The 15,660-nt window shown below is 57.5% G+C and carries 22 protein-coding genes; 8 read left to right on the top strand and 14 right to left on the bottom strand.

Translation table 11 applies throughout. From position 1 onward, the window contains the following. Nucleotides 1-380 precede the first annotated feature (380 nt). Nucleotides 381-578 (top strand): TIGR02922 family protein, encoded by a 198-nt coding sequence (locus ABEA08_RS11010; RefSeq protein ID WP_345335354.1) that lies wholly within the window; start codon nucleotides 381-383, stop codon nucleotides 576-578. Here ABEA08_RS11010 and ABEA08_RS11005 read toward each other — a convergent pair. Further along, complete coding sequence (locus ABEA08_RS11005) at nucleotides 575-934, bottom strand: glutaredoxin family protein (protein ID WP_345335353.1); 360 nt, start codon at nucleotides 932-934, stop codon at nucleotides 575-577. The genes ABEA08_RS11010 and ABEA08_RS11005 overlap by 4 nt on opposite strands. 142 nt (nucleotides 935-1,076) lie before the next feature. Between ABEA08_RS11005 and ABEA08_RS11000 the strand changes: the two genes are divergently transcribed. Next, on the top strand, nucleotides 1,077-1,973 hold the full coding sequence (locus ABEA08_RS11000; RefSeq protein WP_345335352.1) for a LysO family transporter: 897 nt from the start codon (nucleotides 1,077-1,079) through the stop codon (nucleotides 1,971-1,973). 53 nt (nucleotides 1,974-2,026) lie between these two features. Here the strand turns inward: ABEA08_RS11000 and ABEA08_RS10995 are convergent, their stop codons facing one another. From ABEA08_RS10995 to zntR, 4 genes are all read right to left on the bottom strand, one after another. After that, the gene (locus ABEA08_RS10995) at nucleotides 2,027-2,911 is read right to left on the bottom strand and encodes a tetratricopeptide repeat protein (protein ID WP_345335351.1); all 885 of its coding nucleotides are present in this window, start codon (nucleotides 2,909-2,911) and stop codon (nucleotides 2,027-2,029) included. A gap of 177 nt (nucleotides 2,912-3,088) precedes the next feature. After that, complete coding sequence (locus tag ABEA08_RS10990; RefSeq protein WP_345335349.1) at nucleotides 3,089-3,424, bottom strand: hypothetical protein; 336 nt, start codon at nucleotides 3,422-3,424, stop codon at nucleotides 3,089-3,091. Between the two features lie 73 nt (nucleotides 3,425-3,497). Then, on the bottom strand, nucleotides 3,498-4,721 hold the full coding sequence (locus ABEA08_RS10985) for an SO_0444 family Cu/Zn efflux transporter (protein WP_345335348.1): 1,224 nt from the start codon (nucleotides 4,719-4,721) through the stop codon (nucleotides 3,498-3,500). Beyond that, the gene (zntR, locus tag ABEA08_RS10980) at nucleotides 4,718-5,122 is read right to left on the bottom strand and encodes a Zn(2+)-responsive transcriptional regulator (RefSeq protein ID WP_345335347.1); all 405 of its coding nucleotides are present in this window, start codon (nucleotides 5,120-5,122) and stop codon (nucleotides 4,718-4,720) included. The genes ABEA08_RS10985 and zntR overlap by 4 nt, the downstream gene beginning before the upstream one ends. Before the next feature lie 351 nt (nucleotides 5,123-5,473). On the opposite strand from zntR, the gene purH reads away from it, so the two are divergent. After that, nucleotides 5,474-7,066, top strand: a complete 1,593-nt coding sequence (gene purH / locus ABEA08_RS10975; RefSeq protein WP_345335346.1) for a bifunctional phosphoribosylaminoimidazolecarboxamide formyltransferase/IMP cyclohydrolase — start codon at nucleotides 5,474-5,476, stop codon at nucleotides 7,064-7,066. A gap of 236 nt (nucleotides 7,067-7,302) precedes the next feature. Then, on the top strand, nucleotides 7,303-8,586 hold the full coding sequence (gene purD / locus ABEA08_RS10970) for a phosphoribosylamine--glycine ligase (protein WP_345335345.1): 1,284 nt from the start codon (nucleotides 7,303-7,305) through the stop codon (nucleotides 8,584-8,586). Between the two features lie 48 nt (nucleotides 8,587-8,634). Here purD and ABEA08_RS10965 read toward each other — a convergent pair whose 3' ends face one another. Together ABEA08_RS10965 and ABEA08_RS10960 are read right to left on the bottom strand one after the other, a co-directional pair. Next, nucleotides 8,635-9,189 carry a hypothetical protein gene (locus ABEA08_RS10965; RefSeq protein ID WP_345335344.1) on the bottom strand — a complete coding sequence of 185 codons (555 nt, stop codon included), beginning with the start codon at nucleotides 9,187-9,189 and terminating at the stop codon, nucleotides 8,635-8,637. A gap of 105 nt (nucleotides 9,190-9,294) precedes the next feature. Continuing rightward, complete coding sequence (locus ABEA08_RS10960) at nucleotides 9,295-9,741, bottom strand: universal stress protein (RefSeq protein ID WP_345335343.1); 447 nt, start codon at nucleotides 9,739-9,741, stop codon at nucleotides 9,295-9,297. Nucleotides 9,742-9,939: 198 nt separating this feature from the next. On the opposite strand from ABEA08_RS10960, the gene ABEA08_RS10955 reads away from it, so the two are divergent. Next, nucleotides 9,940-10,317: a glutaredoxin family protein gene (locus tag ABEA08_RS10955; protein ID WP_345335342.1), complete on the top strand. Its 378-nt coding sequence runs from the start codon at nucleotides 9,940-9,942 to the stop codon at nucleotides 10,315-10,317. Nucleotides 10,318-10,360: 43 nt separating this feature from the next. Here ABEA08_RS10955 and ABEA08_RS10950 read toward each other — a convergent pair whose 3' ends face one another. Both ABEA08_RS10950 and ABEA08_RS10945 read right to left on the bottom strand, forming a co-directional pair. Next, complete coding sequence (locus tag ABEA08_RS10950) at nucleotides 10,361-10,969, bottom strand: HdeD family acid-resistance protein (RefSeq protein ID WP_345335341.1); 609 nt, start codon at nucleotides 10,967-10,969, stop codon at nucleotides 10,361-10,363. A gap of 178 nt (nucleotides 10,970-11,147) precedes the next feature. Further along, on the bottom strand, nucleotides 11,148-11,447 hold the full coding sequence (locus tag ABEA08_RS10945) for a hypothetical protein (RefSeq protein WP_345335340.1): 300 nt from the start codon (nucleotides 11,445-11,447) through the stop codon (nucleotides 11,148-11,150). A 229-nt stretch (nucleotides 11,448-11,676) separates the two neighbouring features. Here ABEA08_RS10945 and ABEA08_RS10940 point away from each other — a divergent pair, with 229 nt between their 5' ends. The 3 genes from ABEA08_RS10940 to ABEA08_RS10930 all read left to right on the top strand — a co-directional run bounded on the left by ABEA08_RS10940 (nucleotide 11,677) and on the right by ABEA08_RS10930 (nucleotide 12,666). Then, complete coding sequence (locus ABEA08_RS10940) at nucleotides 11,677-12,057, top strand: YybH family protein (RefSeq protein ID WP_345335339.1); 381 nt, start codon at nucleotides 11,677-11,679, stop codon at nucleotides 12,055-12,057. A 106-nt stretch (nucleotides 12,058-12,163) separates the two neighbouring features. Next, nucleotides 12,164-12,406: a VF530 family protein gene (locus tag ABEA08_RS10935; protein WP_345335338.1), complete on the top strand. Its 243-nt coding sequence runs from the start codon at nucleotides 12,164-12,166 to the stop codon at nucleotides 12,404-12,406. 14 nt (nucleotides 12,407-12,420) lie between these two features. Next, on the top strand, nucleotides 12,421-12,666 hold the full coding sequence (locus ABEA08_RS10930; RefSeq protein WP_345335337.1) for a DUF2960 family protein: 246 nt from the start codon (nucleotides 12,421-12,423) through the stop codon (nucleotides 12,664-12,666). Between the two features lie 17 nt (nucleotides 12,667-12,683). Here ABEA08_RS10930 and ABEA08_RS10925 read toward each other — a convergent pair whose 3' ends face one another. The 5 genes from ABEA08_RS10925 to ABEA08_RS10905 form a co-directional block, all read right to left on the bottom strand. Then, nucleotides 12,684-12,848: a hypothetical protein gene (locus ABEA08_RS10925; RefSeq protein ID WP_345335336.1), complete on the bottom strand. Its 165-nt coding sequence runs from the start codon at nucleotides 12,846-12,848 to the stop codon at nucleotides 12,684-12,686. An 87-nt stretch (nucleotides 12,849-12,935) separates the two neighbouring features. Next, complete coding sequence (locus tag ABEA08_RS10920; RefSeq protein WP_345335335.1) at nucleotides 12,936-13,223, bottom strand: hypothetical protein; 288 nt, start codon at nucleotides 13,221-13,223, stop codon at nucleotides 12,936-12,938. 110 nt (nucleotides 13,224-13,333) lie between these two features. Then, nucleotides 13,334-14,209, bottom strand: coding sequence for a DUF1684 domain-containing protein (locus tag ABEA08_RS10915; protein ID WP_345335334.1), 876 nt, complete (start codon nucleotides 14,207-14,209; stop codon nucleotides 13,334-13,336). A gap of 51 nt (nucleotides 14,210-14,260) precedes the next feature. Continuing rightward, nucleotides 14,261-14,443, bottom strand: a complete 183-nt coding sequence (locus ABEA08_RS10910; RefSeq protein ID WP_345335333.1) for a DUF1289 domain-containing protein — start codon at nucleotides 14,441-14,443, stop codon at nucleotides 14,261-14,263. Nucleotides 14,444-15,139: 696 nt separating this feature from the next. After that, nucleotides 15,140-15,460, bottom strand: a complete 321-nt coding sequence (locus ABEA08_RS10905; protein ID WP_345335332.1) for a GNAT family N-acetyltransferase — start codon at nucleotides 15,458-15,460, stop codon at nucleotides 15,140-15,142. Nucleotides 15,461-15,660: the final 200 nt, after the last annotated feature.

Raw genomic sequence — 15,660 nt, 5'->3', positions numbered from 1 at the left:
CTAGGCCAAGCTGCCCCATCGCCAGCGACATCAGGTTGCTATTAGAGATCAGTCAGATACAAGCCGAGCGACACCGTCTTCGGAGCGGGAGCGACGCCATCGCCCAGCCAACTTCGGCCCACATTCGCGGGATCGGCGCATCGAAACATAGCCGTTAGCCCCATCGGGTTATGTCAGATCTCCCCATCCACTCGGGTTCACTTCATGCATCGACGGGCATATCACTGCACAAATAGAATCACCTTTGAGTTAGATGAGGCTTTATGGTCAAATATCCTACAAAGATTGGCGTCAACCCCTGACAATTCACGCTCGATAATAATCTGACGCCGTCCATACTTGTCTTATCGTTCACTCAAAAGGATTTGAGGCCCTCAGATATGGTTGCACAAGACGTCAGCGTCCTTTATTACGACATCGATTCCTTAATCATGGAAAAGGCTTTGCTAAAGGATCTGAAAATGGGCCCCTCCGGTCGCGTGATCCTTCCGGCCAAATTTCGCGAAGGCAAATCGATCATCGCCGTACTCGGCGGCAATGTCGAAGTGCTGAACCTGGTGGGTGAACGCAGCGCCTAAGACTCAGGACGCATCATCAGCCGTTCGATCTCTCGCGGCTGGAAGCCACGCAAGGTGTTGCCTTTAACCAACAAGAAGGGCACGCCATGGCCACCAAATTGGGCAAACTCCCGACCGGCTTTGGGATCCTGCTCCATATCCACCTCCACAAAGGGATGACCACGCTCCGTCAGATACGCACGGGTGTGATCGCACACCCCACACCAACTGGCACTGTATAACACCACCTCCGCGCCATAGGCCTGATTGAGGTGTCGAGCCAATCGATCGCCCGCGCCTAACTGATAGATGGCGCCCGCCAAGATGGCTCCGATCCCCAACAACAGCGCTAGGCCGACGATCCGTTTTTGATCCATTTTTCTCTCCCATTATTCGTTCTCTGGATAAGACCGGCCCAGCGCCGGGATCGTTCAGCGAAACGGCTCATGCCAGCCAATATTCGCTCGCATCAGCGAAGCTTGATACCCTTATCCACAAAAAAATTGGCCCAACAATACCGTGAACGCACTCATCATTCTCCTGCCCCTATTCTTGGGCTATCTCATCAAGGTCCAACAGCCTCAATTTCTGCGCGGGATCGATCGCAGCCTGACCGGGATCGTCTACCTGATCTTATTGCTGATGGGGATCGGACTGGGGAGCATGGACGATCTGGCCGGCGAGCTCAGCGAGATCATCGAGATCACCGCTGCACTGGTGGCATTGACCCTACTCGCCAATCTGGCTTTGCTGCCACTGATCGACCGGATCTGGCCATTAACCCTGACCCAACCCCAAGGCCAGATCCGCAAACTGGCGATGGTGCTGGAATCACTGCAACTGGCGGCCGTGGTGATCGGCGGGGTGATGCTGGGCTTACTCTTCACGGTACCAGAGCATTGGATCGAAACCGGCGCCAACAGCATCCTGATGGTGTTACTGCTGCTGATCGGCATTCAGATGCGCGCCAGCAACATGACCCTGCGACAGATCCTGCTCAACCCTCGCGGACTGGCGATCGCCGCCGCTGTGCTGATCACCAGTCTGGCGGCCGGCGCCCTCACCGCCCTACTGCTCTCCCTGCCGCTGCATCATGGTTTGGCACTCTCGGCAGGGATAGGCTGGTACTCGCTGTCCGGGATCTTGATCAGCGCCGAGCTGGGCCCAGTCTTGGGCTCGGTCGCCTTTCTGGCCGATCTGTGTCGCGAGTTGATCGCGATCATTCTGATCCCCCTACTGATGCGGCGCCATCCCGCCTGCGCCATCGGCTATGGCGGCGCCACCGCGATGGACTTTACCCTACCGGTGATCCAAAAAAGCGGTGGCCCCCAGACCGTCCCCGTGGCTATCGTCTCCGGCTTCCTGTTGTCACTGGCCGGCCCTATCCTGATCCCTTTCTTCCTGTCTCTGGGCTAGGCCACTGCGCCAGGAGCCGCATTGCGGCTCCCGGCGCGATCTCGTTCATAACCTCAGCTCTCGCTCGATTCAATCAACGTTTCGAATCGCTCATGACCACGCAGGGATTCAAAATCCGCCTCATCGGACGCCAGCTCTCGCAAGGAAGCACTGCCGGCGATCGCCCGCTCCAGATCGGAGATCGCTTGATCCTCAACGCCCAAGCAGGCATAAGCACAAGCACGCTGATATAACGCATGCGCATTGGTGTCATCCACCTCCAACACCCGGTTACACAAACTCAGCGCCCAGTGGAATTCGCGGATCTCCATGGCCGCATCGGCCTTATAGGTCAAGGCTTCGAGATCGCCCGGGCGGATCTTCAAGACCTCATCGTACACCTCGATCTTTTGCTCCGGCGTCTGACTGCTTTGCGCCCGCAACCAGAGATTATGAACCTCATTGATCCGCTCAATCTCTTTATTGTTCTCGCTGATATTGCGGGTCTTACGTTTGAGCTCCAGCTCCAGCGCCTTAAACTTCTTCTCATACTGCTCCGTCACCTCGCGCAGCTGATTTTCCGCCATCTTGGTGGTGTTGGCCTTCAGCTCTCGCAATGACTGCCAGCCGATCATGGCGATCAACGACGCCACCCCCGCGATGATGTAGAAGAAGTAGGTCACCGTCACATTGGCGTAATTAAGCGATTGATCCGCCACCGCGAGCTGACGGTCGGTGATCTCGATCACCATGCGCCGCTCCAAATCGCGCTGCTCAATGCGCAGCTCCTTGAGCTCATCGAGCACATAGCGCTCCATAAAGGGCTTGTCATACATCGGCAGCTCAGAATACTTGGTCTCGTCTGCTGCACCACTAAAGCAGGCAACCAAGGCCAACATTAAGGCGAATAGAGCTCGTAGGTGGATCATCAGGGGCACTCGGATTTCAGATTGACGCATACTCGTAATCCTACATCAATTCAGCCCAAGACAGCGTTTGCTGTAATGCAGGCTCATCACATAAGTGACAGATCCCCGCAGCCGCGCCGGCACAAGCGTCGAGTCACCGCCACGCCATCAATAAAAAAGGCGAAGTGCCTCAAACACTTCGCCTTTATCACCAGTCACCTTACCCACTTACTGCTCAGTGACTTCCGGCAGTTGAGCCGGCTCAGCTACTTCGGGTAACTGCACCGGGACTGGGCTTTCGCAGTGCCAGCCCCAGCCACGATGTTTCTCAACCAGTTCCGCGGCTTTTTCAGCACAGAAACCAACACTGTTCGCGGCTTTCCAAGGCGTGGTGGTGCCATCCGCTTTGGTGTATTGCACTTCACATGGCAGCGCTTCGCCGGTTGGGTAGATCACCTCAATCAAGCGAAACTCATTGCCATGGGTACAGCGCTCCAGCGTGTTCTCTGCAGCGAATGCGGAGCCACTGGCCAACAGGGCCGCTACAACCATCAATTTCTTCATCATCTTTCTCCAAAGCAGTCGATGCCACTAAAAAGCGGCCTAAATGGCCGCTGACATTAATGGCCTGACCCGATCATGCCGTCGCTGTACGCTTTGCCACCGGCAACCATTTGTCCATCATAGCCTTAGCCATCAAAACTGCCAAAACGATGCCACTGCCGTACACCAGCAGCTCGGGCAACATGCGGTGCTCTTCACCCACCATCGGCATCACTAAAAAGCCAAACTCCAGCACGGCCCAGTCAGTGAAAAAGCCAAACAGCATCGCAGTGCCAATGACGCCACCCAGATAAGCCCACAGTGCGCGCTTGCCCAATTCATTGCGCACCACGCCCAAGGTGGCGATATTGGTGGCCGGACCCGCCAGCATAAACACCAACACGGCGCCGGGCGACACGCCCGCCAGCAAGAAACCAGCGGCGATCGGGGTCGAGGCCGACGCACAGATGTACATAGGTACAGAGACCAACACCATCACCGTCATGGCCATAATGCCGCTGCCCCATTGCGCCAAAAACTCTTGCGGCACAAAGGTATTCACCAGCGCAGCGAAGAACAAGCCGACCAAAAGCCATAACGTGGTATCACGGACCAGATCAGTCGCGGCAAATGCCAGGCCCGCGCGGATCTTATTCACCACTCCGACCGGCAGCGCATCCGCCTTCGCTTGTGCCTTACTGGCGCAGCAGCCTACCGCTTCTGCTTTGGGGGCCGGTTTCTTGCTGGCACAACAGCTCACCGTGTCCGCTTTGACCGGCTCTGGCTGGGATTGGGAGCGCCTGGCGCAGCAAGAAGCCATAGGCGCAGGCGCGGCCTTTGCCTTGCTGCAACAACTTTCGCTCGCCGCCTCTGCGGTGGCCGGGGCGGTCGCGGCGGAAGCGGTCTCCTCACTGTCACGCCCCACCAGCAAGCCAGCCACAATCGCCGAGCTGATGGCAGCGATAGGACGTACGACGGCCAAAAATGGGCCGAGCAGCACATAAGAAACCGACACCGAATCAACCCCGGTTTCCGGTGTTGCCACCAAAAAGGCGGTGGTGGCGCTTTTGGAGGCACCACTGCGACGCAGGCCAACGGCAGCGGGGATCACGCCACACGAGCACAAGGGCAAAGGCGCGCCCAGCACAGCGGCTTTCACCGTGGGCCACACACCATTGCCGCCAAGTTGCTTGCGCATCCAGCTCATCGGCACGAACATCTTGATCAGCCCGGCGATCGCCAAGCCCAGCAGTAACCACGGCGCGGAATCTAAGAACAGCTCAAGAAAATTCGCCCCGAGGGTGGTTAAAGTATTCATTGGCGTACCTCCAAGGCATCAAGAATTGAACAGTTTTCCGCGCTTTCCGGCCCACCGCAGCAGGCATCTGCCAGCTCCTGCAATGAGTCACGAAAGCGGGTCAGCTCCGCCATCTTCACTTCCAATTGTGCCACCTTACTTTCCACCATCCCTTTGACATCCTGACAGGCCCATTGGCTGCGATTGGCCTCGATGGTGAGCAGCTCCTGGATCTCCGCCAACGAGAATCCCACGGCTTTGGCCTTGAGGATAAAACGCAACTTAACGGCGTCGGCGTGACTGTATAACCGGTAGCCACTGGCACTGCGCTCACTGGGCGCCAGCAAGCCGTTTTTTTCATAATAACGCAGGGTATCGGCCTTGATCTGATACTGCCGCGCCAACTCTCCGATCCGAAACATAGACTCACTCTTTCACCGTGTATGCAGCGAGTATAAACCTTAGAGTTAAGTCTAAGGTCAAAGCCTAAATAATACTGTGTTCTGGAAAAAACGGCCACCGATCCGAAACGACGCTGATCTGAAGGCCGTTTTCGCATAGAATACGCGCGAAAAAGCAAGGTCCTACGATTTCGAGGGTATTTCGCCAAGCTTCACCCGCGCGCCGATCGCACGCGTCGGGCAGTTCGGTGTAGCCGGTTTGGCGAAATGTCTTCTAAATAAAACCTTTTGGCCGATCACTCCCAGTCACTTGCCCCGTCAGAATGGGCTCGGTCTGCGAGCAGAGCGCCACACCATAAGGATCTGTACCCCATGAACGCATCCCGTCCGATCCGTCGTGCCTTGCTAAGTGTCTCCGACAAAACCGGTATTGTTGAGTTTGCCCGCGCCCTATCTGAGCGTGGCGTAGAATTGCTCTCCACCGGTGGCACCGCACGCCTACTGGCCGACTCCGGCCTGAACGTCACCGAAGTGTCCGATCACACCGGCTTCCCAGAAATGATGGATGGCCGCGTTAAAACCCTGCACCCGAAAGTACACGGTGGCATCCTCGGCCGTCGCGGCAAAGACGACGCCATCATGGACTCCCACGGGATCAAGCCCATCGATATGGTGGTAGTGAACCTCTACCCCTTCGCCGAAACCGTTGCCAAAGCCGGCTGCACCTTGGCGGACGCCGTAGAAAACATCGATATCGGTGGCCCAACCATGGTCCGCTCTGCCGCCAAGAACCACAAAGACGTCACCATCGTGGTGAATGCCCATGACTACGATCGTGTCGTGGCCGAAATGGACGCCGGCGAAGGCTCCCTGACTTTCCAAACCCGCTTCGATCTGGCCATCGCCGCTTACGAGCACACCGCCGCCTATGACGGCATGATCGCCAACTACTTTGGCACCATGGTGCCAAGCTACGGCGACAACAAAGAGGGCGACGAGGACTCCGTGTTCCCACGCACCTTCAACCAGCAGTTCGAAAAAAAGCAGGACATGCGTTACGGCGAAAACAGCCACCAGCGCGCCGCCTTCTATGTCGAGAAGAACGTGCAGGAAGCGTCCGTCGCCACCGCCACTCAGCTGCAAGGCAAAGCCTTGTCCTACAACAACATCGCTGATACCGACGCGGCGCTGGAGTGTGTTAAAGAGTTTGACGCCCCGGCCTGTGTCATCGTCAAGCACGCCAACCCGTGTGGTGTGGCGCTGGGCGAGTCCATCTTGGAAGCCTACGATCGTGCGTTTAAGACCGATCCCACCTCGGCGTTTGGTGGGATCATCGCCTTCAACCGCGAGCTGGATGCCGACACCGCCAAGGCCATTGTTGAGCGTCAGTTTGTCGAGGTGATCATTGCCCCGCAGATCAGCGACGAAGCCAAGGCGATCGTGGCCGAGAAGAAGAACGTGCGTCTGTTGGCGTGCGGCGAGTGGGACAGCAAGACCACCGAGTTCGACACCAAGCGCGTCAACGGCGGCCTGCTGGTGCAGGATCGCGATCAGGGCATGGTGACCCTGGATGACGTCAAGGTCGTCTCCAAGCGTCAGCCCACTCAGGAGGAGCTGACCGATCTGATGTTCTGCTGGAAAGTGGCTAAGTACGTCAAATCCAACGCCATCGTCTATGCCAAAGGCGGCATGACCGTGGGCGTGGGCGCCGGCCAGATGAGCCGCGTCTACTCCGCCAAGATCGCCGGGATCAAAGCCGCCGATGAAGGCCTGACCGTACCGGGCTCCGTCATGGCCTCCGATGCCTTCTTCCCGTTCCGCGACGGCATCGATGCTGCCGCCGAAGCCGGGATCTCCTGCGTGATCCAGCCGGGTGGCTCGATGCGCGATCAAGAAGTGATCGACGCAGCCGACGAGCACAATATGGTTATGGTGTTCACCGGCATGCGCCACTTTAAGCACTAAGCGTTTATTGGTGTCGCTTGCCCAAACGGCGAATTGCGGCGTTGCCCGCTGTCCTCGGCCTCCTCATTGGCAACAGCCAACTCAGAGGCCTGTGGAGCGGGCGCCTAGCACTTCATCCGTTTGGTCGGCGCTCGAAGAGTAGGGCCAAGCCCTACAACGAGATTTTAAAAGAGCGGTTTTGGTTTTTACCTCCGCTCTTTCTAGGACCACGGTCCTAGCTATCTAAGGATATAAAAATGAAAGTATTAGTCATTGGTGCCGGTGGTCGTGAGCACGCGCTGGGCTGGAAAGTGGCGCAAAACGCCGACGTTGAAACTGTCTTTATTGCGCCGGGTAACGCCGGTACCGCTACTGAGCCGAAACTGCAGAACGTGGCCGTGTCTGGCAATGACGCGCTGGTCGCGTTTGCCAAAGAAAACGACGTGGCGCTGACCATAGTAGGGCCCGAGCAGCCTCTGGTCGACGGCGTAGTTGATGCGTTTGAAGCCGCCGGCCTGACCATCTTTGGCCCGTCCGCCGCCGCCGCGCAGCTGGAAGGCTCCAAAGCCTTTACCAAGGACTTCCTGGCCCGTCACGCCATTCCAACCGGCGCTTACCAGAACTTCACTGAGATCAAGCCGGCCTTGGCGTACCTACAAGAGATGGGTGCGCCCATCGTGGTCAAGGCCGATGGTCTGGCCGCGGGTAAAGGCGTGATCGTCGCCATGACGCTGGCGGAAGCGGAAGAAGCGGTCAAAGACATGCTGGCCGGCAATGCCTTTGGCGATGCCGGTCACCGTGTGGTGATCGAGGAGTTCCTGGCCGGTGAAGAGGCTTCCTTTATCGTTATGGTGGATGGCGACAACATCCTGCCGATGGCAACCAGCCAGGATCACAAGCGCGTCGGCGACGGCGACACCGGGCCAAACACCGGCGGCATGGGCGCTTACTCCCCCGCGCCGGTGGTCACCCCAGAAATTCACGACCGCATCATGGCGGAGGTCATTCGTCCGACCGTCGATGGCATGAAAGCCGAAGGCCACCCTTACAAAGGTTTCCTCTACGCCGGTCTGATGATCGACGCCGACGGCACCCCGAAGGTGATCGAATACAACTGCCGCTTTGGCGATCCGGAAACCCAGCCGATCATGCTGCGCATGCAGTCTGACATGGTGGAGCTGTGTCTGGCCGCCTGCGCTGGCAAGCTGAATGAGAAGACTGCCGAGTTTGATCCGCGCGCGGCGGTCGGTGTGGTGCTGGCCTCGGGCGGCTACCCAGCCGATTACACCAAGGGCTTTGCCATCTCTGGCCTGCGTAACGACTACGTCGAGGGCGAAAAGGTGTTCCACGCCGGCACCAGCGACAAAGACGGCGCCATCGTCAACACCGGCGGCCGCGTCCTGTGTGCCACCGCGCTGGGCCACAGCGTGACCGAAGCGCAGCAACGCGCGTACAAGCTGGCCGATGAGATCAGTTGGGACGGCATGTTCACCCGCACCGACATCGCCTACCGCGCCATCGCCCGCGAACAACAGGGCTAACTGACGCCGATCGAAAAAGGCCGCGCTCTCGGGAGCGCGGCCTTTTTGTTAGTCTGCCTCTTCCTCGTCAGGATCTAGGTAGTCCTTGGGATCGATCGTCGCCTCATCAAGCAAGGTAAAAAAGCCACTTTGCTGGTCAAATTGCAGCTCCATCGTCGCAGTCATCGGCTCCTTCAATGCCTTGCTCGGCTGCAAGTTAACGCGAAACTGGCCAGACACCACGTCTTCTTCCGCCAATAAACGCTGAAACGTGCGGATCGCCTCCTGCCCTTGTTCATCCAGCACCAAGAAATACTGATACCTAGGCTCAGTACCACGGCTGAACCAACCGGCGTCTACCTCGAATTGACGATAATCCTGCTGCTCGACCGAGCCCGGGAATAGCCGCTCCATGCCATCCGTCATCACCGCAGTGAACTCCAGTCGGGTTTCACTCAGATCGAGCGGCGCCGGTTTATCCAGGGTGATCCTCATGGCAATGGCTTCAGGCTCCAGCGCCAAAAATGCCTCGCGATCAAAACTGGCCATCTTCACCAGAGTGCTGATCGGTATCGACATGCACCCACTCAATAGCAGCACGCAGATCCCTATCCATCGTTTCATGTTCAGCTCCTTCTGAAACGCTTTGCAGATCCCATATAGAACACTCAAACCGAAAGGAAAACAACAAAAAAGCACCCGCAGGTGCTTCTGTGCGCCGATAGGCCGTCATGAGCCCAGCGGCACCACCAGCACATCGCAACTGCACTTGTGCATCAAGCGCGCCGCGCCGGAGCTGAGGCTGTGCCAGAAGGAGTGATGATGGCCCACCACCACCAGATCGTAGCCCTTCTCCTCAACTAGGGTCGCGACCTCATCACTGATGGTGCCAAACTTGACCAGACGCGACTTCAGCGGAAAGTCCACCTCCGCCAGCATCGCATCGAAGTGCGCTAAGGTATCCTTGCTCATCTCGGTTAACAGACCATGGTAGTCATACCAAAAGATGGGCTGAAACTTTGGATGGGGATCACTCAGATCCACCAACTCATTGCCGACATGCACCACCGACAACTCTGCCTCGAAGGCCTTCGCCAGTTGGATGGCCCGGTCGAGCACCGCCTTGCTGCTGGATTCAACGTCGATCGCCACCAAAATATTTTTGTACGCGTCCACTGTCTGCCTCGCTATCGCCTAGATAAGTCTCACCTTAAAGCATAGTTCAGAGCCTTGATCCCGATCCGGCACCGCCAGCGGGATCAGCCCATTAATTGATCTTGGCGCCCCAAAACCGCGCCAGCCCGATCATTGGTTGCCTGCGACAAAAAATGTTACCCTGCGCCCACTTTCACTGCATTTGCGAGGTTGCTCGTCGTGTCATTCGTTCGCTGGATATTGGGTCGCTTGATCCTGCTGTTTAACGCGCTGTTTGCCCCCAAACGAACTCGGCGCACGCCCGAGTTGCAGGCCAAGCTGGATCAGGCCACCCAGCACTACCGCCTCTATCAATACCCAGCCTGCCCCTTCTGTGTGAAAGTCCGCCGCGCGCTGCGTCGTCACAACCTCAATGTGGCCTTGGTCGACGCCAAGCAAGATCCCCATCGTTCTGAGCTACAAAACCAAGGCGGTCGGCTGATGGTTCCCTGCCTGCGCATCGACGAGGCCGGCACGAGTCGCTGGCTGTATGAATCCAGCGATATCATCGCCTTTTTGCAGCAACAGCTGCCTCAACACGAACTCGCTGCCAAGTAGCCTCGGAGCTGGGGTCTCGGCGCGGTCGAGCTCTTAACGAGGATCAATCGCGCCGCTCTGGATCATCGCGCTCCTGCACCTCCCGCGCCCGGGCAAATCGCGCCTCCTCTTCGGCCTCAGCCACCTGCTGGGCAGTTTGTTTCACCCGATCCGACGCCAGCCACAAGATCAGCCCCATCAGCACCAGCTTGATGCCGATCAACACGCCGATCACGTAACGGCCGGAATCCGGCCACAACCAGAGGATCACCAAGGCCAGGCCCAAGGTAACCACCCCATTGAGCAACCCCAGAGGCGGCCGCTGGCCGTAACGGCTTCCGATCACATTCGCCAAGCCATCAATAAAGAAATACAGCCCCAGCAGCAGCGTTGCCAGCGCTAACCCCGCACCGGGGTGGATCCAGAGATACAGGCCCGCCAGCAACGTCAGTAGGGCCAACATCACGCGCAAAGGAAACCCCGCCGCATGACGCAGATGCCAGGCCACACCGATCTGTGAGATCCCGACCAGCGTCAACCCCAGCGCGACGAGCCACTCCAGCGCCAAGCCGGTGAGCCAAGGCATGGCAATGGACAATGCACCAAGGAGGATCAGCACCAGAGCGGCTCGACGACCCAGTCGCGTGGTGGCAGAAAGTAACGAGTATTCCATGGTCGGCCTCACAATCATTCGACGCCTTCACTGAGGGAGCGGCGCGGCGCACCGTTTGGCAGTTCCGCAGAGGAGGGCGATGCGTTTGCCATTAAGGATATGCAATGATCGCCAAGAGGGAGGGACGAACCTAAAGGTCAAGGGGGCGCTGGGCGTTGTCGCCCCCTTGATAATCAGCTTAAGCCGGTTGCAGCAAGCTCTCGAGTTGCTCTTCAACATTGCCGATCAAGGACAGCAGGTAGCCCGCATCTTCATCCTGCATGGTCAACTGCCAGTTCAGTTTCGGATCCGCTGTCACACACCGCACCCGGGTGTGGCCAGCCAGATCCTGCTCGAAATCGAGTTGACTGAACGGGGCACTGAACTCCCGATCCGAGCGGGCAAGCTCAACAAAGAGAAAGCCGCTGGGATCGACCACAAACCGGCTCTCTTCCGATCCCGGCTCCACTAACTGAAACGATTTAGTCCGCACTTCCATGGCATAACTCCCGTAAGTTTGTGGCTCTGAAACTTGAATTGTCGCCAAATAACATCTACCAGTGTGGTTCATCTCACCGGGTTTGCGTGATGCTCTCGTGATCTTTTTATGTCAATTGCGCTGACATCAAGACAAATCTCAGTCATATCAACCAAACCCAACCGCCTCCACTCGCAACCCCGTCGCCATGTGCCATCCTCAATGACAGCGACCGTGCGGAGGCATCGACATGAACAACCAAGAACGTCTGATCGAGGTGCTGCAAGCCAGCAAAGCGTGGATCGATCATTTCAATTTCGGTGATGTGGCGTATTGCGTCGATCGCTACCACCCTGACGCAACACTCATCGCCAGTCCAGCGGGAGAGTTTCGCGGCAGACAGCAAATAGAGCAGTTCTGGCGTCCCTTTATGACGCAGGGCGCGACGGATCTGATCTACACCCAGATCTGGCTAAAGGAGTTGGACGCCGACACCGTGGTACTGGGCGCCCACTGGGCCATGAACGTCGGCAGTGGCATCATCAGCCACGAGCAATGGCAGCGAAATAACGCCGGGATCTGGCAGCTATACCGGGATGAGTTTTCCATCCTGCAGCAGCAGGAGCCATGAGTGGGAGAAGAGACTTACCGCTGCTCGAGAGCCCCGTCCGGGCGCAGCGCTTTACCTGCGCCGCCGGAGCGGTCACAATGCGCCTTTTTTATGGCAAGGGGTTCCGATGACTCAAGCAAATAACCCGCTGCATGGGGTCAAGTTGCAGGACATGATCGAACAACTGGAAGCCACGTATGGCTGGGATACGCTGGGTGAACTGATCCCAGTACGCTGCTTTCAGTTCGATCCCAGCGTCAAATCCAGCCTGAAATTTCTGCGTCGCACCCCATGGGCGCGCGCGAAGGTCGAGAAGCTTTATCTGATGACGCTCGACGCCCCGCTGACTTGGCCTTACCAACCCATTTGATCCGGAGTCCCATCGTGGCACTGAAACTGAAATACAGCTATAACGGCGAAACCAAGATCATCGGTTACGCCAACGACAAACACTTCAGCATGTTTGAAGCGGCCGCTGCCGCCGAAGGCCTGAACATCAGCAACTACCAGATGCTGGAGCAACAGGTACGCAGCAGCACCCGAGATAAACAGGCCCACCGTGACTTTCGCGATAACTACTTCCGCGATCTCGGCTTCGACGAGGTCTGTGTTATCCGCGAAGAGGACTGATCCTCCTCGCGTCGCGCTCAGTGAGCGGTGCTGCTGCGCCGCTTGCGGGGTTTACGCTTGCGGGCGTGCGTGCTGATCGGCTTCAGCGGCTCGGCGCGTTTCTTACGTTTGCTCGGCAACAGGAAAAACACCACCCCAGCCATCGCCACCAGCATCAGCATCACGATCGTTGCAACTTGCATGTACTCTCCTAGCCCATCCAGTTCGGATCCCCAGAGTGCCAACAACCCGATCGACAAACCGAGATCCCGCTCAAGAGCCTGCTTACCCTATAACTCACGCATCAGTGTTTCGAGCTCGTCCTGCGCATTACGGATCATTCGGATCAACCGACCCGCGTCCTGATCCTCCAGCTCAACCTGCCATGCGTGCTGCCCCTGCCGCTGCACCCGCGTCCCCCCACAGTGTGGCACAAAGATCAGCTGCTCAAACGGCGCCATCAGTTGCCGCTGTTGCGGCACCAAATCGATCTCCAGCAGACCGGCCGGATCGACACAGAAGATCCCCTGACAATCGACCGGGTGTCGTAATCGAAATGCCTTGCTTTGAATGATCATAACCCCTCCACACTGGCGTGCTGCACGATAAATCGTACTCCCAAGTGTGGCTGAGCCGCCTTGCGCCTGCCGCCCCGTTCAGCGGCAATCGTCATCAAGCATGATCTCGATCAATGTCCGTCAGGCAACTGCTCGCCGGCGTCGATCGCCACCGCCAATGGCGGATCGCGCAGCACGGGACAATTCCAAAAGGTCGAATGGGCGCAGTACAGGTTGACCGTATAGTTAAAATCCATGGGGAAAGGCTGCTCTGTGCCTTGTGGCAGCGTCAGATAGAGCTCACGGCCACCGCCATAGGTGGTGTCACCGTTACTGGCATCCTTAAAGAAAAACAGCAACTCCTCGAAGGGCGGCTCCCCCGTCGGGTGGTACGCCGCCATGGTCTGCGGCTCATCACCCCAGTGAAACCGCACCGTGCCGACTCGATAAAACCGATTCTTTAGCCCCTGAATGGTCTGAAACATCACCGGCTTAACTGGCTCCGGCGAGAATTGTGCTTCCACCCGCGCCGCGCTCTGATAGTCGAAGTAACGGTAACCGGGGAACGCCGCCACCTTTGGATGGGCAGGATCGCGCACAAAGGCGCGCAGTCCCTGATCGTATAAACGGCCAACCGTGATAAACAGCCCCTGTGCCAGCGGGTACTCCTCCCCCGGTTGCAACCGGGCCGTTGCCGCTTGGTGCTGCAGCTGGGCATAAGAACCCTGATGGCTCAGGCTGAGATCGCCGCTGCCCGCCTCATCACGCCAACGGATCTGCGCCGCAGACACGCCGCTGTCGAGGTAAACAACTTGATCCTGTTGCAGATAGCGCGCATCGCGGATATTGAGAAAGGAGCTGCGTGGATCCTTCGCCGCCGCATTCTGCTCGGCCAGCCACTGCAGCCAATCACTGCGTTGCTGCTGTTGCTCCGGCGTCAAAGCCGGCTGGCATCCCATCAGCATCATGAACATCAGCCCACTGAGCCAAACCCTTCCCTTGCGCATCCTGCTTCCCTCTACATCACGATCTGTGATCGTCAGAGTAGCGGCAGCACCTTAGCCGGAGCAATCGTCGCCGGGTTGTTCGCGGCGATGTGCCAACTTTTGCAGGATCTGCCGACGCTCCGACGTGCTCAGATAGGGCCAGTCGGCAATTTCATCTATTGTGCGCAAACACCCCAGGCAGCGCTGCTGCGGATCCAGCCGGCAATCCCCCACGCACGGTGACAACGACGACATAAACACAGACTCCTTAGACGTTGAGTTACCAACACAGTGCCAGCTTTCCCGCCCCGAAGCCATGTCGCGGCTGTGGCCGAATCGGCAACGAACGCCTCTACTTACTGTCCGGAATGAGTTGACCACAACATCGTCGCGTTGGCGACGGCAAGGAGAGGGGCACTGCCCCTCCCCACTCCCCTTTGTCTCCCTTCGTCGCTGCGCTCCTCGAAGTCGACCGAGCAAAAGCGTGTTGCTGGCTTGTTCATCATGCCTACGCCCGACTTTATCTTCGCTTACATCGTGCTCGGGCCGACACGCTTGGAGTCGCCATTTTCCCAGAGCAAAAGCGGCCAGCCGCTTTCGAAAATAGCTCCGCCAAGCTCCCGGTCGTCCCTCCCCCCAACAACACTCAGCGCCGGACTTGGCGCAAAGTTCAAGGCTGAGACTCCCACTTGGTAGCCGCCTAACGTAAGGCGGCATCAGCCGCGAAGCGGGCGTGATCCGCCATGAGGCGGGGCATTGAAAAGCAATCCGTCTTGTCCTGGAGCTCGCTACCCTACCTAAGACAGTGATACCGTCAAACCCGCAGTAAACAGCGCCACGATCCGCCGCTTAGGACTCCAAGCGGCAACGCCGCATTGCAGTGTGAACAACGTTGTTCGCCCACGAAGGAGGCCACGAAGTAGGCGATATCGGCAAACACGACAACTCACCTTAGCTGCGTTGTTGTGGGGCCATACTCATCGCGTATTCTGAACACCCCGTGTGCTCACAGATATGCTCATTATCCACCTGAAAACCTTGCTTGAGATAGAACTCATACGTCGCAACATTGTCTTTATAGACGTTTAAAGTTAGGTCTGAACACTGCTTTTTCGCGTGTGCGATTAGCTGTTTGCCGATCCCTTTTCCTTGCCACTCTGGCGATACAAAAATTGCAGCCAGTAAGTTTTCGTGCAAACAATAAAAGCCAACCACCTTTGAGTTTGCCTCATAAATGTAGGTTTTAGAGGCTGGAATGTAGATATCACGCATATTGGCAACTTGTGACTGCCAAAACGCTGGCGCAACAAAATCATGGGCTTTGACTGATGCTTCAAGCCAAATATCTAAATAACTGTTCCGAAATGTAGATCACTGAGTTCTCAGATTTGGAGGGAACTCGGCTTCCATTGTGCGATCTGATCAATCGCCAAAAAGAAAAGTTCGACAAGGAAGCCGAGCCCCATGATGCT

Source organism: Ferrimonas pelagia (assembly GCF_039543565.1).
GTDB classification, from domain to species: domain Bacteria; phylum Pseudomonadota; class Gammaproteobacteria; order Enterobacterales; family Shewanellaceae; genus Ferrimonas; species Ferrimonas pelagia.
Note: the sequence above shows the minus strand (reverse complement) of the source record. Positions and strands in the feature narration are given on the sequence as shown.